Below are 18,089 nucleotides of genomic sequence, written 5' to 3' on the forward strand. Positions count from 1 at the left end.
CTGACCCCATGCCGAACTCAGAAGTGAAACGCTGTAGCGCCGATGGTAGTGTGGCATTCGCCATGCGAGAGTAGGACACTGCCAGGCACCCAATTAAACGGTGATGTGAAGAATCACATGGCTGGCTGCGAGGATGACACCTCACAAACAAGCAGCAAAAGATTTAGCGAAAGCTAACCGAATGCGGAGCGGTAGTTCAGTCGGTTAGAATACCGGCCTGTCACGCCGGGGGTCGCGGGTTCGAGTCCCGTCCGCTCCGCCACTAAATTGAAAGGCCTTCCTTCACGGGAAGGCCTTTTTGCTATGCGCCTTCAGCATGCGAGTCAGCAAGCCCAGTCAACAGACTGGGCTTTTTCGTGCCTGCGATCTGACGGTGATGAGGGGAGAGTTGGGCGAGCAGGGGCATAGAGGGGGTTGAGCGAGGCTGTTAACGTGGGTTGGTGGTTGACCTAATATGCGTAAAAGAGATAAGCAAAGCGCTTTTTCTTTCTTCCTGATATATGTGGGAGGCGGCATTCTGTACTCAACCCAACGATATGGAGTATCACCATGAAACTGCGAATGACCGCTCTCACCGTTCTCTCCCTGCTGGCTCTCGGTCAGGTCCAAGCCGCCGAGGTGCGGCTGCTGAATGTCTCCTATGACCCGACGCGGGAGCTGTTCCAGGAGTACAACAGTGCCTTTGCCAAGGAGTGGAAGGCCAAAACCGGCGACGATGTGGTGGTGAGCCAGTCACACGGTGGCTCAGGCAAACAGGCTCGTGCCGTGGTGGACGGACTGGAGGCTGATGTGGTCTCCCTGGCGCTGGCCTATGACGTGGATGCGGTGGCCAAGGCAGGTCTCACCGCCAGCGACTGGGAAGGGCGTTTGGCCAACAATGCATCTCCCTACACCTCCACCATCGTCTTCCTGGTGCGCAAGGGGAATCCCAAGCAGATCAAGGATTGGGGCGACCTGGTGCGCAAGGATGTCGCCATCATCACCCCCAACCCCAAGACCTCCGGCGGTGCGCGCTGGAATTATCTGGCTGCCTGGGGCTATGCGCTGAAGAAAAGCGGCACTGAAGAGGGCGCCAAACAGTTTGTCAGCGATCTGTTCAAGAATGTGAAGGTGCTGGACTCCGGGGCACGTGGCGCCACCACCAGCTTCATCGAACGCGGGCTCGGGGATGTGTTGCTGGCCTGGGAAAATGAAGCGTTGCTGGTGCTCAATCAGCCGGGTACCAGCGACAAGTTCGAACTGGTGGTGCCCTCGGTCTCCATCCTGGCCGAGCCGCCGGTAGCCGTGGTGGACAAGGTAGCCAAGAAGCATGGTACCGAGGCCGTCTCCAAGGCTTACCTCGAGTATCTCTACTCTGACGAAGGGCAGCGCATCATCGCCAAATACCACTATCGTCCGAGCAATCCGGCGATCCTGAAGGAGACAGCGGCCCAGTTCCCCAACCTGACGCTCTTTACTGTCAAGGATCTGGAAGGCGATTGGGACAAGGCACAGAAGAAGCACTTCGCCCAGGGCGGATCGTTTGACCAGATTTACCAACCGGGCCGTTAAGAGACGCAGGCCCCTGTGACAACAGATAGGAGTACCACGATGAACAAGATCCTTCTGGTTCCCGGTCTGCACAACAGTGGGCCGGATCACTGGCAGAGCCGCTGGCACCAGCAATTTCCCCAGTGGCAGAGAATGATGGGTCTGCCCTGGGACAAGCCGGATCTCACGGTCTGGAGCGCCAAGCTGGCGAGCAAGCTCAGGAGCCGGCGCAGCCGGGTCCACTTGGTCGCCCACTCCTTCGGTGCTCTGACGGCCATCGCTGCCGCCAGACTGCAACCAGACAAGGTCTCTTCCATCTTCATCGTTGCCCCTGCCGATCCTGCCCGTTTCGGTATCCCGGATGAGGTGTTGGCGGGGTCCATCAAGGTCTCTGCCCAGTTGATCGCCAGCCGCAATGACCCCTGGATGAGTTTCGAGCGGGCAGAGTTCTGGAGCCGGCAGTGGCAGGTGCCCTTGTTCGATGCGGGGGAGGTGGGCCATATCAATGCCCAGTCCGGCCATGGGGAGTGGCACCAGGGGCTCGCTTTGCTCGGCACCCTATACCGCCGTGCCGAAATGGTGGTGGAGCCTGCTCCTGCCGAGTGGGGCAAGCAGGCTGCACTCAGTTTTCGATGAGGGCGCCTCGGATTGTCTCGGCACGATTTCCAGACAGGCTGGCAACTTGGCCAGCGTGACTGACTTTGCATGTTCCCGGTTTTACCGCTCCGTCTTTTAGGTCTTTTATTTATATAAAAGACCTTTTTTTATGCTTATCGCTCTAAAAGCCTTGTTCCACCATTGTTAGATAAAAAAGTGCTTAGCAAAGGCATTATTGGTGTTTGTTGTCCCTGGCCGCCGTGAGCAAAATCGTCACATCCAAAGTATTTATAACAAACGGATGTGTTATGCGATTAAGTTCTTATTCCGTCCTGCCAGGCCTGGGGCCAACGCTGGGCTTCAGTCTGCTCTATCTGGGCATACTGGTGCTGCTGCCGCTCTCGGCACTGGTGCTGTTTGCGGTGAACAACCTGAGCGCCGCCGAGTTCTGGCAGGTGATCGGCTCCCCCCGGGTGCTCGCCTCCTTTCGCCTGAGCTTTGGCGCCGCCTTCATTGCCGCCCTGCTCAACAGTCTGTTCGGTCTGATACTGGCCTGGGTACTGGTGCGCTATACCTTCCCCGGCCGCAGACTGGTGGATGCGCTGATCGACCTGCCCTTTGCCATGCCGACTGCCGTCTCCGGCATCGCCCTGTGCGCCATCTTTGCCCCCAACGGCTGGATTGGCCAATGGGTCGCTCCGCTGGGCATCGAGCTTGCCTACAACCCCATAGGGGTGGTCATTGCCCTGACCTTTATCGGGCTGCCCTTTGTGGTGCGTACCCTGCAGCCGGTGCTGCGGGAAGCGGAGAGCGAGCAAGAGGAGGCGGCCGCGAGCCTGGGGGCCAACCGCTGGCAGACCTTCATCCGGGTACTGTGGCCGACCCTGGTACCTGCGCTGCTCACCGGTTTTGCCCTGGCGTTTGCTCGTGGCGTGGGGGAGTACGGCTCTGTCATCTTCATTGCCGGCAACCTCCCCATGGTGTCCGAGATTGCCCCCCTGATGATCATGAGTCACCTGGAGGAGTATGACTATGCCGGAGCATCGGCCATTGCGTCCGTCATGCTGCTCATTTCCTTTGTGCTGCTGTTGCTCATTAACAAGTTGCAAGCCTGGAGCTGGGTTCGCATCGGAGGAAGCCGTATATGAACGCCTCTACTGCACATCTCGATCAGGCCCAGGAGTCCGCTCCGGCCACCTCGGCGCGTCATCCCCCGGTGACCCATGAACCGGTCTGGGTCAAATGGCTGCTGGTCACCGTCGGTCTGGGCTGGTTTGCCGCCTTGCTGCTGTTGCCGCTGGCCACCGTCTTCATCCAGGCGCTGAGCCCGGGTCTGGCCTTCTTCTGGCACGCCATCAGCGAGCCGGATGCCCTGAGCGCCCTGGGGCTGACCGCCCTGGTGACGCTCTGCTCGGTGCCCCTGAACCTGCTGTTCGGGCTGGCCGCCGCCTGGGCCATCGCCCGGTTCCGCTTTCCTGGCCGGCAACTGCTTATCACCCTCATCGATCTGCCGTTCTCGGTCTCGCCGGTCATCGCAGGCTTGATGTTCGTGCTGCTGTTCGGCAGTCGCGGCTGGTTCGGCGAGTGGCTCAGCGAGCACGACATCAAGATCATTTTCGCTACCCCGGGGATCATCCTGGCGACCACCTTCATCACTGTGCCCTTCGTGGTACGCGAGCTGCTGCCCCAGATGGAGGCGCGGGGCCCGGAGGAAGAGGAGGCCGCCATCATGCTGGGGGCGAGCGGGTTGCAGATGTTCTGGCGGGTGACCCTGCCCGGCATCCGCTGGAGTCTGATGTATGGCCTGCTGCTCTGTACCGCCCGGGCGGTGGGGGAGTTTGGCGCTGTCTCCGTGGTTTCCGGCCACATTCGCGGCCAGACCAACACGCTGCCGCTGCACATCGAGATCCTTTACAACGAGTACCAGACCGGTGCCGCCTTCGCGGTGGCCAGCCTGCTGGCGCTGTTCGGGATCTTCACCCTGCTGGGTGAGACCCTGCTGGCCAGGCTGCGCGGCCAACCGACCCAGTCCCATTGATCCCGAATTAACGGTTATAGGAGAGGCATTCATGAGCATTCAGGTTCAAGGGCTCAACAAGCATTTCAATCAGTACGCGGCGCTGGCCGACATCAACCTCGATTTTCACGACGGTGAGCTGGTCGCCCTGCTCGGCCCCTCCGGCTGCGGCAAGACCACCTTGCTGCGGATCATCGCCGGGCTGGAGCAGGCGGACAGTGGCAGCGTCATCATCCGCGGCGAGGATGCCTCGGATCTCCATGTGCGCGAGCGCAACGTTGGCTTCGTGTTCCAGCACTACGCCCTGTTTCGCCACATGACGGTGTTCGAGAACGTGGCCTTTGGCCTGAGGGTCAAGCCGCGCAGCGAACGCCCGGACGAGGCGGCCATCCGCACCCGGGTCAAGGAGCTGCTGGATCTGGTGCAGCTTAGCCATGTCGCGGCACGCTACCCGACCCAGCTCTCCGGTGGTCAGCGCCAGCGGGTCGCCCTGGCCCGGGCCCTGGCGGTGCAGCCCAAGGTGCTGCTGCTGGACGAGCCTTTCGGCGCCCTCGATGCCCAGGTGCGCAAGGAGCTGCGCCGTTGGCTGCGTGAGCTTCACGACGAGCTGCATGTCACCAGTCTGTTCGTGACCCACGATCAGGAAGAGGCCCTGGAGGTGGCGGATCGGGTGGTGCTGATGAACGCCGGCAAGGTAGAGCAGATTGGCACCCCTGCCGAAGTGTATGATCAGCCCGCCAGTGCCTTCGTGCACAGCTTCCTTGGCAGCGTGAACCTGTTTCGTGGCAGGGTGGCCGGGCAGGGGCTTGGCATCGGTGAGCAGCAACTGGGTGGCCCCATCCCCTCCCATCTGGCAGAAGGGAGTGCGGCCATCGCCTATGTGCGCCCCCACGAGCTGGAGATCCTGCCCTCGGATGCCCCCGGTGGCATTCGCGCCACCATTACCCGCCTGCTGCCCATGGGGCCGCGCATCCGGGTGGAACTGCGTGGCGATGGGGAGACGGGAGGTGCCCACTACGAGGCCGAACTGAGCAAGGAGGCCGCCCGGGCCTTTGCCCCCGGCCAGGGGGTGCGTCTGGTGGCCAGGCAGGCACAGCTCTATCCCGACTACCAGATCTGAGGTCAAGCCGCGAGGTGCGGCCCTCTTTCAGGCTTGCTGCCGGGCTATGATCCCGGCAATCCATAACAAGAGGACGGTGGCACGAGCCACCGCCACTCAGCGCAGGAGGCGATGAGGTGAACTTTCAGCAATTGCGAATCATTCGGGAGGCGGCACGGCGGGATTACAACTTGACCGACGTGGCCAATGCCCTCTTTACGTCCCAGTCCGGGGTCAGCCGCCACATTCGCGAGTTGGAGGAGGAGCTGGGGCTCGCCCTCTTCATTCGCTATGGCAAGCGTCTGCTCGGCATGACCGAGCCGGGCAAGGAGTTGCTGGTGATCGCCGAGCGTATCCTGGGGGATGCCGAAAACATCCGCAAACTGGCGAGCACCTTTGCCAATCGCGACTCGGGCCGGCTGCTCATCGCGACCACTCATACCCAGGCCCGTTATGCCCTGCCGAGGGTAGTGAAGGCGTTTCGGGAGCAATTTCCTCTGGTACAGCTGGAGCTGCGTCAGGGGAGCCCGGAGGAGATAGTGCGGCTGGTGCAGACCGGCGAGGTGGACATCGGCATCAGCAGCGAGCAGCTCGACAAGAGCGAAGGGGTGGTGGCCTTTCCCTACTACCGCTGGCACCACAATATCGTCGTGCCGGAGCAGCACCCTCTCACCGCCGAGCGGGAGCTGACCCTGGCCGCTCTGGCCCACTGGCCCATCGTCACCTATCAGGCCGGCCTCACCGGTCGGGCACGGGTGGATGATGCCTTTGCCGAGGCGGGCATAGTGCCGCAGATCCTGCTGACCGCCCAGGACTCAGACGTCATCAAGACCTATGTCGAGCTGGAGATGGGGGTGGGCATACTGGCGGACATGGCGTTCGATTCCCAGCGGGACAAGGGACTGGTGCAACTGGACGGCAGTCGGTTGTTTGCGCCGCACACCGCCTGGATTGGCCTCAAGCAGGGGCAGTTCCAGCACAACTTTGCCTGGCAGTTCATCCAGCTCTGCAACCCCGATCTGGCGCTGGCGGAGATCCAGGCCCGCGCCATGAGCAACGAGCCTCTGCTCGACTATCAGATCTGAACCGAGGGATGGATGAAAAACGGGGAGCCATGTGCTCCCCGTTTGTTTGATGTTGACCTGATCTGGCACGGGAAACGCCGAGCGGGTTCCCGCCAGGTCGGATACGTCCCATCACTGCGCTGTCCAGGCCTCCTGCCAGTGGGAGCCTACGCCCGGTTCATACTGGGTGGCCGTGCTCGCCCACTGGCTGCACCAGCCGCTGTAGGGGAAGGGTTTGCACTGATAGACCTTGCCGTTCTTCGGCTGCAGCACCCGGGTTCCGGCGGTGTAGGACTTGAGGCCGTCCGGGAAGGTGAACTGGTAATCGCCCCCGCTTGCAGGATCCTTGAACATGAGGTCCAGGGTCTGCTGCACCGCGTCACCACCGGCCTTGGGTTTGCCCTCGATCACTAGCTGATGGTGGCCTGCACTCAAGCCGGTCAGCGCCATGGAGAAACTCTGGCTGCCGTCCTTGATGTCGGCACTGCTCTGTCCCCTGGCGACACCGCCGTGGTCATAGAGGGTGTTGGTGATGGCGAGATCCCCCTGGGCCGTGACGGTGAACGTCAGGGTGAGCTTGCCGTTGTCGAGGGGGTAGTCGCTCGCCAGACCGCTCACGCTGATCCCGTTCTCAACCGGGGGCTGCTGTTGCTCAAGCTGGATCTCGACCCGTTGCAGGTTGCTGCCAGCCTTGAGGTAGACCGGGTTCTGGCCATAGACGGGGTTGAACTGGCCGTCCGTACCTTGCTGGCCCGCACGGATCTGGCTCTGCTCGGCGTTGATCTTGCTCGCCAGGGCGTGGGCCCAGTTGTTCTTCTGGCCCTGCTCAGTGCTGGCTATGGTCAGCTCGGTCTGGAGATCGGTGCGCTCGCCATTGGCATCGAACACCCGGGTTCTGGCTTTGTCACCCGCCACCAGGTCGATGGAGGGATAGATGGTCCCTCCCTGGTTCCAGGTCAGCGGTGGCTGGGTGCCATCCTTGAACCGGGCGTCGATCAGGTTGTAGAAGCTGTTGGCGGTATCCCCTACCTCCCACACCCCGAGAATGACCTGATAACCGGTACGCGGGGGCAGGGTGCACTGATGGGTCACCTGTTTGGGGGGTTGCACCATGTTGCCATCGATGACGCAGAAGGGATTGAGATCGAACGCATCCCGGGTGAGGGGCTGGTTCGGGTTCCAGTCCTGCTTGGTGAGGTAGTAGCGCCAGTTGCGGGTCACGTGGTTGGCAGTGAAGGTCCAGCTGATGGCGAAGGGGCCGGCCTGCACCTCACGTTTGGTCCAGCGATCGAGGGTCTGGGTGTTGAGCTCGCCGAATTGGGGGTGATCGGCCGAGGCTATCTGGCCGTCGGCGGGGCCGCCATCAGGGAAGCCGGAGGGGGCTTCCAGGCTCTGGGGTTCCCACTGGATGGCGCCACACTGGCTGTTGCCCCCTGTCTTGCACAGGTAGTTGCGCCCTTCGGGCTGGCTGATGTAGCCGTGAGCGAGCACGCCGCCACTGGCCAGCAGCGCCAGCGCTGCCGCGAGATGGGTGAGTCGGATATTTGCTGCCATACATTCCTCTGTTCGGTGATGTGGGCAGTCACGTTGGCAGGGGAGTTCCCCGAAACACGGTGCTGCAACCCCGCTATCCTGGACAGCTTGTCTTTAGACCGGAGGCTTTGCGTCCTGGCCTTTCAACCAGTTTGCCAAATGACTACAGAAAGGATCATGGTGCCGCCTGTGGCGACCACCCATCATGGCTATATTTTGTTAAAAAATTAAGTGTAAAAATTGACAGTGCCGTCTCATCGGAGCAGCGCATCAGCGGCAGATCGCTCCGTCGGGATCTGCGCGCTGGTTCAGTGCGAGAGGGTGGCCCGGGAGAGGCTCCCGTGGCCATGACAGGAAAGGAGCCCCTGCAAGCCTGGCAGGGGCTCATGGGGCCACTCAGTGGCGGGGTTGCATGCCTGCTCGGGAAGAGGACGCCTGGGTCGGTCGCATCATCCTGTCCTGGGCTTGGGCGTTGTCCAGCTTGAACACCGCCAGTCGCTCGTCGAGGCTTCGGGAGAGACCGGCCAGCAGTTCGCTCTCCTGGGCCAACTGGGAGGCCGCCTGGGACATCTCTAGCGCCGAGTCGTTGATGCCGCTGACGTTGCGGTTCATGTCTTCCGCCACCATGCTCTGCTGCTCTGCCGCCGTGGCGATCTGGGTCGCCATGTCGCTCACGTGCTGGATGTGATTGACGATGAGGGAGAGATCCTGCCCCGCCTTCTCGGACTGGTTGACGCTGCTCTCCGCCAGCTTGCGGCTGGCGTCCATGGCGTTGGCGGCGGTGACAGCCCGTTGCTGCAACTGGGTGATGGTACTCTGGATCTCCTCGGTGGAGTGGCGGGTACGACTGGCCAGCTGGCGCACCTCGTCGGCCACCACGGCGAAGCCACGGCCCTGCTCGCCGGCCCGGGCCGCCTCGATGGCGGCGTTGAGGGCCAGCAGGTTGGTCTGCTCCGAGATGGCGCTGATGACCGCCGTCACCTCGCTTATCTGCATCACACCCTCCTTGAGCTGGTTGACCTGCGAGGTGGCCTGATCCACCTCGGTGGCCAGCGCCTGGATGCCGTGCACGCTGGCATGGACATCCTGGTTGCCGAGCCCGGCCTCGCTGGTGGCATCCTGGGTGTCACGGGCTGTGTTTTCGGCGTGACCCGCCACGTCGGCGATGGTGGCGCTCATCTCGTTCATGGCGGTGGCGAGCTGGGCGAGCTGATCCCGCTGACTGTTGACCGCCTGGTTGGTCTGTTCGGCGGAGGCGGCGATGCGCAGGGCGGCATCCGCCACGTTGCGGGCCCCCTGGCTCGCCTCCAGCAGGGCGCGGCGGATGGCATCCAGCCCCTGGTTGGTGGAGCTGGCGACGGCGCCGAGCTCATCCCTGCCCAGCACCGGGATGCTGACCACCAGATCGCCGGCCGCGACCCGGGCCATGGCCTTGTTGATCTCGGCCAGGGGATTGACGATGGAGCGGCTGATGGCGAGTCCCAGCAGCCCCATCAACAGGATCACCAGCAAGGTGGCGCCACCCATCCACTCATATTGCGACCACATGGTAGCCTCAATGTCCTGCAACAACACACCGGAGCCCAGGATCCAGCCCCAGGGCTGGTAGCCCGTCACCAGCGACATCTTCTGGGCCGCCTCGCCGGACGGGGAGACCCACTGATACTCCAGCCTGCCCTGGTGGCCGCCCTTGCCGAGATCCACCATGTGCTGCCAGTGGGACTCGGCAGGGTTGTTGCCCATCTGCTGGCCGACCAGCTCGGGTTTGGCGGGATGCACCACCACCCGACGATCTTCATCCAACACGAACAGGTAGTTGTCCCCGTCAAAGCGCATGCTGTCGAGCATGGCCTTGGCCTGTGCCTTGGCCTGCTCCGGGGGGAGGGTGGCGGCCAGAGCCTGGATCCGGCTCATGGCCAGATCCAGCACCGCCTGCAGCCTGGCTTCCCGTTCACTCATCAGATTGCGGTGCAGGGCACTGGCCGAGATGAGCAGCAGTGCGATGAAGCCGACCAGGGCCAGTGAGAGCAGCAGCATCAGCTTGCGACTCACGGCAATATCACCGAGCTTGAACATAGTCTTATCCTTACTTTCCCATGCGGGTCTGATTGTGGCCGAACTGCCGGCCGGACCTGATTGTTATTATTTTTAACATATCATTAACTTTCAATGGGTTGCGGTGGAAAACAGCCAATTGAGCAGTTTGACAACCAGTATAGCCAGCAGACAGAAACCCTCGCTTTTGATAGCGTGATGGCGCGCATCCCGGCGCACAATTTGTCTACTCAATTTGCAAGAAGTGTGAATGGGTTGGCATTTCACCAAAAAGGAGTGGGCGCCCCGTGGTCGCCCCATAACAAGAGGGAAGTTATGAGTTCCATTGCCAGGAATTATCTCAACCAGCTCAATGCCGATTACCTGCAGGTGCACAGACGCAAGGAGGACCTGTTCTGGTCCACCTACATGGGCACCAGCGACGATCAGGCAGGCTTCACCGCGGCCGAACAGGCCTACAAGGCGTTCTGTGCCGATCCTGCCCGCCTGCCGGTGTTGCGGGAGATGCAGGCCCAGGCCGAAGAGGCGGATCTCAGGCGTGGTCTGGGGGGCTGGATCGCCTTCTTCGAGTGCAACGTCATCGAAGATCCCGGTGCCTCCGCCCTGATGGACGAGCTGGTGGCCGCCGAGGCGGATCTCTTCGCCCGTCGCAAGGGGTTGAAGCTTACCTTGCTGGACGAGCAGGGCCGCCAGGTGCCCGGCAGTCTGCCCGCCGCCAGCACGGCGCTGGCCGCCAGCAGCGACGAGGCGGTGCGCCAGAGCGCGCTCGCCATGTTCCACACCCTGGAGCAGTGGGTGGTCGACAACGGCTATCTGGCCATCGTCGCGCTGCGCAACCGCTTTGCCCGTGCCATGGGCTATCGCGACTACTTCGATTACAAGGTGCACAAGAACGAGCAGATGAGCCCGGAGCAGCTGTTTGCCATTCTTGACGACTTCATCGCCCGCACCGATGCCCGCTTGCACCAGAGTCTGGCGGAGCTGAAAGCGGCCAAGGGGGAAGCAGCCCTGCTGCCCCACAACCTGCGCTACAGCGTGAGTGGTGACGTGACCCGCCAGCTCGACCCTTACGTGCCCTTCTCCCGGGCGCTGAAGGATTGGGTCGAGAGCTTCCGCCGGCTCGGCATCCAGTACCGCGGTGCCACCCTCACCCTGGATCTGCTGACCCGGGAGGGAAAATACGAGAACGGCTTCTGTCACGGCCCGGTGCCGAGCTTCTGGCAGGATGGGGAGTGGGTGCCGGCGGTGGTCAATTTCACCAGCCTGGCCAATCCGGCCCAGGTGGGCAGCGGCTGGAGTGGGCTCAACACCCTGTTCCACGAGGGAGGCCACGCGGCGCACTTTGCCAACGTCACCGGCAACGCGCCCTGCTTCTCCCAGGAGTTTCCGCCCACCTCCATGGCCTATGCCGAGACCCAGTCCATGTTCTGCGACAGCCTGCTGGACGACGCGGACTGGCTCAAGCGCTACGCCAGAAACGCGGCGGGAGAACCCATCCCCGATGCGCTTATCCAGGCCATGATTGAAGCGCGCCAGCCATTTCGCGCCTTCAACGAGCGCCAGATCGCGCTGGTGGCCTACTTCGAGCGGGATCTCTACGCCATGGCAGATAGCGAGCGCACCCCGGCAGCCGTGCTGGCCCTGGCCCGCAAGTGGGAGCGCAAGATCCTGGGGGTGGATAGCCCGCGCCCGCTGCTGGCCATCCCACACCTTCTGAACCAGGAGTCGGCCTGCGCCTATCACGGCTATCTGCTGGCACTGATGGCGGTGGAGCAGACCCGCGCTTATTTCCTGAGGCGCGACGGCTACCTCACCGACAACCCGCGCATCGGGCCGGATCTGGCCGCCCACTATTGGGGACCGGGCAACGGCATGACCCACGACGAGACACTGCAGAGCCTCACCGGCGAGGGTTTCAGTGCGGTGCCGCTGGCAGAGGCGTGCAACCGGAGTGCCGCCGAGGCGTGGCAACAGGCGCAAGCATGCATGGCGGCCGCGCGGCAGCGCCCACCGGCAGGGGAGGGAACGCCCCTCGACGCCCATATCCGGGTGGTACACGGGGCCGAGCTCATCGCCGACAACAGCGAGTCCGAGGCGCGCATGCTGGCAGACTTCGAGGCCTGGATCCGGCGCCTTGAGACCGCCGAACCAGTGACCCTGGCCTGAGCCCTGTGTCGCACTGTCAAAAGAGCCCCATCAGGGGCTCTTTTTTGTGCGTTGAGATGGCCTGACCCCATGGCGCCAGCCTTGGATTGGTGGTGGACAGGCTCAAGTGTCCTTGACGGCGCTGCCCGCTGGTTTTTCTTCCTGCGCCATCTTCTAGGCCTTGACGATCAGCGCTGAGGCGCCCGGTTGCGGGCAATAGGCGACGCCCTGCCCTTGGCAGGGTGTCTGCATGGCGGGCTGACGGCCATTTCCCCCTGCTGGCCACAGATATGTTTCTCCCGATATATTGAGTATTCACGGCGATCCCATATCATGGCGCTCGCTCGCCACCAGAGGGTGGCGGCATTCAGATGATTTGCTAACAAGAGAGCCCAGAAGGCTCGCAGAGGGATGGATAGTGAGAGCCGTATTGCTGTGTTTGCTGGGGCTGTGGCCCGCGTTGAGTTTTGCCACTCTGTCCGCCGATATGGTGGTGGTGAAGAAGTCGAGTTACAGCCTGACCCTGATGAAGGATGGCAAGGAAGTGAAGCGCTACTGGATTGCCCTGGGCCCGGCTCCCAAGGGACACAAGCAGCGTGAAGGGGATCAGCGTACCCCGGAAGGTCGCTATACCCTGGACTACAAGAAGAGCAACTCCGGTTTCTACAAGGCCATTCACATCAACTACCCGAATCTGGACGACATCAAGCGCGCCAACGAGCTGGGTGTGAACCCGGGCGGCATGATCATGATCCACGGCCAGCGCAACAGCCTGGGGGATCGCAGGGTGCAGCCGTCCAACTGGACCAATGGCTGCATCGCGGTGCTGAACCACGAGATGGACGAGATCTGGAACGCCATCGAGCCCGGCACTCCCATCATCATCGAGCCCTGATCCTGTCTGCCAACGCCCGCTCTCATGCGGGCGTTGCATTTGTCGCAGACCATGACGTGACACTGCCTCCTGCGCCGTGCTAGTTTTTCCGGTTCGCATTGGCTGTGACAAGGATGATCCCATGATGTCGGAAACCCGCCTCCCTGTGCCCGAGCGCACGGGGGCGCTCTGGTGGCGTGCCACCCTGGATATGCTCCCGCTCTCCATTTCCGTCATCCCCTGGGGAATACTGTGTGGCGCCCTGGCGCTTCAGGCGGGTATGAGCCCGCTCCAGGCACAGCTGATGTCGCTGCTGGTCTATGCGGGGGCGGCCCAGCTCTCGGCCACCACCTTGTTCGGGGCGGGGACGCCGCTGCTGCCCATCATGGGCTCCACCATGGTGATCACCTCCCAGCATCTGCTCTATGGCTTCACCTTCCGGCGCGACGTGCTGCCGCTCTCCCTGCGCTGGCGGGCCAGCCTCGCCTTCTTCCTGACCGACGAGATGTTTGCGGTGGCGCTGAAAGACAGGGAGCGCAGCGGCGCCTTCAATCCCGCCTATGCGCTCATCGCGGGCTTTGTCTTCTATCTGTTCTGGAACCTGGCGACCCTGCTCGGCATCGCCGCCGGCCAGTACATTGACGGGTTGGACAAGATGGGGCTCGACTTTGCCATCGCCGCCACCTTTATCGCCATGACGCTCCCCGCCATGAAGAACCTGCCCATGGTGGCGGCCACTCTGGTGAGCGGCGGGACGGCGCTCGTCACCAAGCCGCTGCTGGCGGAGATCCATATCATCGTCTCGGCCCTGGCCGGCATGGTGGTGGGCTATGTATTGCACCGGATGAGGAGGTGATCATGGGCTGGCTGATGATAGGGCTGCTGGCCCTGATCACTTTCTTCAACCGTTTTGCCTTCTTCTCGCGGTTGACCCGCTATCAGCCGGGGGCCGAGATGGGGGCTTTCCTCAGCTTCTCGGCCCAGTCGGTGCTGACCGCCATCTGGCTGCCCATCGTCTTCAGCTATGAGCCCGGCCGCGGGCTGGACTGGGATCCGGACTACCTGGCCGCCACCCTGCTGGTGACGGTGCTGACCCTGCTGCGCCTGCCTACCCTGGTGGTGGTGGTCGTCGGCATGGGGGGCTTCTTCCTGCTGCGCTGGCTGGGGGGCGTGGCCCTGTTCTGGCCCTGGTGAAGGGCGTGCCGTGATCCGGTATGGCGGATGTCTTGATGGGATATCCGCCATGTTGGGAATGTCACTTCAAAAAAGGCCTCTCAAGTGTGAGGATTTTGGTTCCACCCGCCACGGAGTGAACCATGTCCTTCACCGAAACCTGCCAGCGCATCGTGCGCGACCCTCTGCTCTCACCGGCCCAGAAGGGTCGGGCCCTGGCGCTCGCCGCCGAAAACGCGTTGCCTTACCCCGAGTTGCCTGCCGCCGTGCAGGATGCCATGGCACAAGGGGTGCTGTGCGACATGTTCGAGGGGCACGCTCCCCACAAGCCGCGCTACGTGCTGCCGGATTACGAGCGGTTTTTGCGACAGGGCTCGGCCTGGCTGGAGCTGGCGCCACCGCGTGACTTCGACGAGGCCCTCGATGCCCTGCGCATCCTCTACCACCACGTGCCCTCCGTCACCAGCATGCCGGTCTGGCTGGGGCGCCTCGATCACCTGCTGCTGCCCTTCGTCGGTGAGCTGGATGATGAAACGCTCCATCGCAAGCTGAAGGCCTTCTGGATCTATCTGGATCGGGTGCTGCCGGATGCCTTCATGCACGTCAACATCGGCCCCGACGACAACCGGATCTGCCGGCTGATCCTGCGCATCGACAGGGAACTCCAGCAGGTGGCGCCGAATCTCAGTCTGTTCCACGACCCGGTGCAGACACCGGACAGCCTGTTGCTGCAAGGGGTCGAGAACATCTCGGCCTGCAGCAAGCCCCACATTGTCAACTATCCGCTGCACAGGGACACCTTCGACGAACGCGGCTTTGGCATCGTCAGTTGCTACAATGCCCTGCCCCTGGGGGGCGGTGCCAATACCCTGGTGCGCCTTTCCCTCAAGGGCGTGGCCGGGCAGAGCGCAGGGGTTGAGGATTTCATGGCGCGCACACTGCCTCACTATTGCGAGCAGGCCTCGCGGCTCATCGAGGCGCGCGCCGCCTTCCTGCACCGGGAGTCGGGTTTCTTCGACAGCTTCCTGGTGGAGGAGGGGCTGATCGAGGAGACGCGCTTCGTCCCCATGTTCGGCATCTTTGGCATGGCGGAGGCGGTGAACCTGCTGATGGAAAAGGGAGGCTTGCCGTGGCGCTATGGCCATGACGATGAGGCCAACCAGCTTGGCTATCGCATCTCGGCCCGCCTCTCCGAGTGGGTGGCCAGGAGGGGCCAGACCCATGCCTGGGGCGGCCGTGCCCTGCTCCACGCCCAGGGGGGACTCAGCGTGGACAGGGGCGTGACCCCGGGGGTACGGATCCCCTATGGCGAGGAGCCGGATCCCGCTAGTCACCTGCTGGCCCTGGCGCCCCACCACGGCTTTTATCACTCCGGGATCAGCGAGATCCTGACCCTGGATCCCACCATACGCCAGAACCCGCAGGCGCTGCTGCAACTCTGCAAGGGGGCCTTCGCCCTCGGCATGCGCGAATTCAGTGCCAACGTGGCGGACAGCGATCTGGTGCGGGTGACCGGCTATATGATCCGTAAGAGCGACGTGGCACGCTTCGCAGAGGAGGGGTCGCGGCTGCAGACCACCTGTCTTGGTGCCGAGGCGAGTGAAGTGACCGCCATTCGCCAGCGGACGCCGCGAGTGGTCGCCAATGAGTCGACAATCAGTCAGTACTGAGCCAAGTCCGATGGATGAAGCTCTGCTGACGCGCAGCGCCCTGGTGAGCAGGGTGCTGCCCTTCTCCTGCGTAGACGGGCCGGGCAACCGGCTGGTCTTGTTTCTGCAAGGGTGCAACTTCAGCTGCCCCGGTTGCCACAATCCCCACACTATCAGGCTGTGCGACGATTGCGGCGACTGCCTTGCGGTCTGCCCGAGTGGCGCCCTCGCCATGAGCGAGGGCAAGGTTCATTGGCAGGAGGCGCTCTGCACCGATTGTGACGCCTGTCTGGAGGCCTGCCCTCTCCACGCCACCCCCAAGACGCGCCAGATGTCGGTGGCCGAGGTGCTGGCCCTGCTGCGCCGCTATGGCCCGCTGCTCACCGGCGTCACCGTCTCCGGCGGGGAGGCGACCACCCAGTTGCCGTTCGTGATCGCCCTGTTCACGGCCATCAAGGCTGCGCCGGATCTGGCCCGTCTCACCTGCCTGCTCGACAGCAACGGATCCCTGGGGGAAACGGGTTGGCAGCGGCTGATGCCGGTGCTGGACGGCGCCATGATAGACCTCAAGGGGTGGCGCGAGCCTGTGCATCTGGCCCTGACCGGGCGGGGCCGCGAGCGTGTGCTGGCATCGCTGCAACTGCTGGCGCAGGCGGGCAAGTTGGCGGAGGTGCGGCTGTTGCTGGTGCCGGGGCGGAGCGATTTTCTCGATGCCACCGGCGCGCTGGAGGAAGCGTTGACGACCTTCTTGCTGTCGCTGGGGCCCGTGCCCATCCGCCTCAACGGCTTTCGCCACCACGGGGTGCGAGGGGAGGCGCTGTCATGGCCAGAAGCCGGGTCGGCTGACCTGACTGTGCTGGCCAACGCATTGAAGGCCAAGGGATTTGGGTCGGTGATGCTGCCTGCGATCTGAGCTCTGCGGCACGTAGGGAGGCTGTGACCCGATATGACGCAACTGTGAACTCTGTCTATAGGGGCTGTCCGAGGGGACGGCTAGAATGGGCAAACCGTCCATCACCAACAGATACCCATGAGTGAATCCAACGCCCTTTATCGAGTGCAGTTCATTTGTCACAGCGAGCGTTACGAAGTCTATGTAAGAGAGGTGAATCAGGGCCAGCTGTTCGGCTTCATCGAGATCGCCCACTTCGTGTGGGACAACCACACGGCGCTCATCGTCGACCCCAGCCACGAGAAGCTGAAGAGCGAATTTGCCGACGTCACCCGCACCCTTATTCCCATGCACCACGTGCTGAGGGTCGATCAGGTGCGCAAGCAGGGGGCCGCCCGCATCACCGAACTGGGCAACAACGTCACCTCTTTCCCAGGCCCCATCTATACCAAGAAGCCCTGAGTCCTGCCGCCAGGCATCATTGTGGGGCGTCCAGCTCCCGGGCCAGTTGCAGGATGCGCTGACGGAACCAGCGCAGGGCGGGATCTTCCCCCAGGGGGCCATACCACACCAGGCTGTGGGTCACGGCGCCGTAATCGAAGGGGACGGGGCGGCTCACCAGCCCCTGGGTACAAGCCCGGGTAGCCCAGCCCTTCACGGCCGTGAGAATGAGATCGCTCTGGCGCAGCAGGGCGGCGGCGCTGCCAAAATCCGGCAGGGTGGCCCCCAGTCTGCGCCGTACCTGGCGCTGGGCCAGACTCTGCTCGAAGAAGGGATCGGCCAGCTCCTGATCGCGAATGGCGATGTGGCGCCAGCTCAGGTAGGCATCGAGATCCCAGGAGCGCGTCAACGCCGGATGATCCGCGCGCATCAGGCAGACCAGCTCGTCCTCCCGCAAGGTTTCCCAGACGAGGCCGGGCTGATTGACCCCGGGCTGGCTCTGATCGTGGGGCAGGATCACGAAGTCGAGCTTGCCCGCCGCCAGAGCAGCCAGTCCCTGCTCGTCCTTGTTACGCACGACGGGCATCAGCCCCGGCACCTCCTGCATCAACTGACCCAGTACGGCCCCCATGGGCCAGATCATGCTGCTCTCCCTCATCGCCAGGTTCAGCTCCCCCTGCCAGTTGGCAGGGGCAAATCCTTCCTGGCTGGTGAGGCCGTTGAGCTCCCCCAGCAGGCGGCGCAGCGTCGGGCCGAGGCGTTCGGCAAACGGGGTCAGCAGCAACTGGTTGCCCTGGCGGTAGAGCAGTTGATCCCCCAGCAGTTCGCGCAACTGGTTGAGGGTCTTGCTGACGGTGGAGGGGGTGGTGCAGAGGCGCTCGGCGCTGCGGGTGACACTCTGGGTGTCGAGCAGCAGATGCAGGGTCACCAGGTGGCGACCGCCGAGGCGGGAGAGGGCAATGAGATCCATCACGGTTCCACGGGCAAGGGGACAAACGAAAAGCCCCGCCTGAGCGGGGC

At 63.1% G+C, this 18,089-nt stretch carries 16 protein-coding genes, 1 tRNA gene and 1 riboswitch; of the genes, 14 read left to right on the forward strand and 3 right to left on the reverse strand.

From position 1 onward, the window contains the following. Positions 1 to 185 precede the first annotated feature (185 nt). The 7 genes from AB5Y47_RS11695 (at position 186) to cbl (ending at position 6,328) form a co-directional block, all read left to right on the forward strand. Positions 186 to 262 (forward strand) — tRNA-Asp (locus tag AB5Y47_RS11695). Between the two features lie 287 nt (positions 263 to 549). Then, positions 550 to 1,551, forward strand: coding sequence for a sulfate ABC transporter substrate-binding protein (locus AB5Y47_RS11700; RefSeq protein ID WP_042864432.1), 1,002 nt, complete (start codon positions 550 to 552; stop codon positions 1,549 to 1,551). Positions 1,552 to 1,590: 39 nt separating this feature from the next. Beyond that, complete coding sequence (locus AB5Y47_RS11705) at positions 1,591 to 2,166, forward strand: alpha/beta hydrolase (protein ID WP_039039453.1); 576 nt, start codon at positions 1,591 to 1,593, stop codon at positions 2,164 to 2,166. Between the two features lie 269 nt (positions 2,167 to 2,435). After that, entirely contained in the window at positions 2,436 to 3,275 is an 840-nt protein-coding gene (gene cysT / locus AB5Y47_RS11710; RefSeq protein WP_049635966.1) for a sulfate ABC transporter permease subunit CysT, read from the forward strand. Further along, complete coding sequence (cysW, locus tag AB5Y47_RS11715; protein WP_368220253.1) at positions 3,272 to 4,165, forward strand: sulfate ABC transporter permease subunit CysW; 894 nt, start codon at positions 3,272 to 3,274, stop codon at positions 4,163 to 4,165. The genes cysT and cysW overlap by 4 nt, the downstream gene beginning before the upstream one ends. 31 nt (positions 4,166 to 4,196) lie before the next feature. After that, on the forward strand, positions 4,197 to 5,264 hold the full coding sequence (locus AB5Y47_RS11720; protein ID WP_010672827.1) for a sulfate/molybdate ABC transporter ATP-binding protein: 1,068 nt from the start codon (positions 4,197 to 4,199) through the stop codon (positions 5,262 to 5,264). A gap of 116 nt (positions 5,265 to 5,380) precedes the next feature. Further along, a complete protein-coding gene (cbl, locus tag AB5Y47_RS11725; RefSeq protein ID WP_151028621.1) occupies positions 5,381 to 6,328 on the forward strand; it encodes an HTH-type transcriptional regulator Cbl in 948 nt (315 codons plus the stop codon). Positions 6,329 to 6,439: 111 nt separating this feature from the next. Here the strand turns inward: cbl and gbpA are convergent, their stop codons facing one another. Further along, a complete protein-coding gene (gene gbpA / locus AB5Y47_RS11730; RefSeq protein ID WP_368220254.1) occupies positions 6,440 to 7,861 on the reverse strand; it encodes an N-acetylglucosamine-binding protein GbpA in 1,422 nt (473 codons plus the stop codon). A 60-nt stretch (positions 7,862 to 7,921) separates the two neighbouring features. Continuing rightward, positions 7,922 to 8,007, reverse strand: a riboswitch (cyclic di-GMP riboswitch). 229 nt (positions 8,008 to 8,236) lie between these two features. Next, on the reverse strand, positions 8,237 to 9,916 hold the full coding sequence (locus tag AB5Y47_RS11735; protein WP_010672830.1) for a methyl-accepting chemotaxis protein: 1,680 nt from the start codon (positions 9,914 to 9,916) through the stop codon (positions 8,237 to 8,239). A gap of 294 nt (positions 9,917 to 10,210) precedes the next feature. Between AB5Y47_RS11735 and AB5Y47_RS11740 the strand changes: the two genes are divergently transcribed. The 7 genes from AB5Y47_RS11740 (at position 10,211) to AB5Y47_RS11770 (ending at position 17,090) form a co-directional block, all read left to right on the forward strand. Further along, positions 10,211 to 12,061 (forward strand): M3 family metallopeptidase, encoded by a 1,851-nt coding sequence (locus AB5Y47_RS11740; protein WP_247631578.1) that lies wholly within the window; start codon positions 10,211 to 10,213, stop codon positions 12,059 to 12,061. Positions 12,062 to 12,458: 397 nt separating this feature from the next. Further along, positions 12,459 to 12,935, forward strand: a complete 477-nt coding sequence (locus AB5Y47_RS11745) for a murein L,D-transpeptidase family protein (protein WP_029313677.1) — start codon at positions 12,459 to 12,461, stop codon at positions 12,933 to 12,935. A 121-nt stretch (positions 12,936 to 13,056) separates the two neighbouring features. Then, entirely contained in the window at positions 13,057 to 13,770 is a 714-nt protein-coding gene (locus tag AB5Y47_RS11750) for an AzlC family ABC transporter permease (RefSeq protein WP_049635962.1), read from the forward strand. A 2-nt stretch (positions 13,771 to 13,772) separates the two neighbouring features. Continuing rightward, positions 13,773 to 14,108 carry an AzlD domain-containing protein gene (locus tag AB5Y47_RS11755; protein ID WP_049635961.1) on the forward strand — a complete coding sequence of 112 codons (336 nt, stop codon included), beginning with the start codon at positions 13,773 to 13,775 and terminating at the stop codon, positions 14,106 to 14,108. A 122-nt stretch (positions 14,109 to 14,230) separates the two neighbouring features. After that, on the forward strand, positions 14,231 to 15,757 hold the full coding sequence (locus AB5Y47_RS11760; RefSeq protein ID WP_223954152.1) for a YjjI family glycine radical enzyme: 1,527 nt from the start codon (positions 14,231 to 14,233) through the stop codon (positions 15,755 to 15,757). Positions 15,758 to 15,767: 10 nt separating this feature from the next. Continuing rightward, a complete protein-coding gene (locus AB5Y47_RS11765; protein WP_201888878.1) occupies positions 15,768 to 16,649 on the forward strand; it encodes a YjjW family glycine radical enzyme activase in 882 nt (293 codons plus the stop codon). A gap of 117 nt (positions 16,650 to 16,766) precedes the next feature. Then, positions 16,767 to 17,090: a DUF1820 family protein gene (locus AB5Y47_RS11770; protein ID WP_010672837.1), complete on the forward strand. Its 324-nt coding sequence runs from the start codon at positions 16,767 to 16,769 to the stop codon at positions 17,088 to 17,090. A 16-nt stretch (positions 17,091 to 17,106) separates the two neighbouring features. Here the strand turns inward: AB5Y47_RS11770 and AB5Y47_RS11775 are convergent, their stop codons facing one another. Beyond that, positions 17,107 to 18,039: a LysR family transcriptional regulator gene (locus AB5Y47_RS11775; RefSeq protein WP_368220255.1), complete on the reverse strand. Its 933-nt coding sequence runs from the start codon at positions 18,037 to 18,039 to the stop codon at positions 17,107 to 17,109. Positions 18,040 to 18,089 lie beyond the last annotated feature (50 nt).

The sequence above is a fragment of the Aeromonas sp. R7-2 genome (assembly GCF_040908105.1).
GTDB lineage: Bacteria > Pseudomonadota > Gammaproteobacteria > Enterobacterales > Aeromonadaceae > Aeromonas > Aeromonas caviae.

Excerpts from the sequence above, each read along its gene's own strand:
- AB5Y47_RS11705 (WP_039039453.1), top strand. The coding sequence starts at position 1,591 with ATGAACAAGATCCTTCTGGTTCCCGGTCTGCACAACAGTGGGCCGGAT.
- AB5Y47_RS11700 (WP_042864432.1), top strand. The coding sequence starts at position 550 with ATGAAACTGCGAATGACCGCTCTCACCGTTCTCTCCCTGCTGGCTCTC.
- gbpA (WP_368220254.1), bottom strand. The coding sequence starts at position 7,861 with ATGGCAGCAAATATCCGACTCACCCATCTCGCGGCAGCGCTGGCGCTG.
- cysW (WP_368220253.1), top strand. The coding sequence starts at position 3,272 with ATGAACGCCTCTACTGCACATCTCGATCAGGCCCAGGAGTCCGCTCCG.
- AB5Y47_RS11755 (WP_049635961.1), top strand. The coding sequence starts at position 13,773 with ATGGGCTGGCTGATGATAGGGCTGCTGGCCCTGATCACTTTCTTCAAC.
- AB5Y47_RS11735 (WP_010672830.1), bottom strand. The coding sequence starts at position 9,916 with ATGTTCAAGCTCGGTGATATTGCCGTGAGTCGCAAGCTGATGCTGCTG.
- AB5Y47_RS11750 (WP_049635962.1), top strand. The coding sequence starts at position 13,057 with ATGATGTCGGAAACCCGCCTCCCTGTGCCCGAGCGCACGGGGGCGCTC.
- cysT (WP_049635966.1), top strand. The coding sequence starts at position 2,436 with ATGCGATTAAGTTCTTATTCCGTCCTGCCAGGCCTGGGGCCAACGCTG.
- AB5Y47_RS11775 (WP_368220255.1), bottom strand. The coding sequence starts at position 18,039 with ATGGATCTCATTGCCCTCTCCCGCCTCGGCGGTCGCCACCTGGTGACC.
- AB5Y47_RS11770 (WP_010672837.1), top strand. The coding sequence starts at position 16,767 with ATGAGTGAATCCAACGCCCTTTATCGAGTGCAGTTCATTTGTCACAGC.
- AB5Y47_RS11765 (WP_201888878.1), top strand. The coding sequence starts at position 15,768 with ATGGATGAAGCTCTGCTGACGCGCAGCGCCCTGGTGAGCAGGGTGCTG.
- AB5Y47_RS11760 (WP_223954152.1), top strand. The coding sequence starts at position 14,231 with ATGTCCTTCACCGAAACCTGCCAGCGCATCGTGCGCGACCCTCTGCTC.
- AB5Y47_RS11720 (WP_010672827.1), top strand. The coding sequence starts at position 4,197 with ATGAGCATTCAGGTTCAAGGGCTCAACAAGCATTTCAATCAGTACGCG.
- AB5Y47_RS11740 (WP_247631578.1), top strand. The coding sequence starts at position 10,211 with ATGAGTTCCATTGCCAGGAATTATCTCAACCAGCTCAATGCCGATTAC.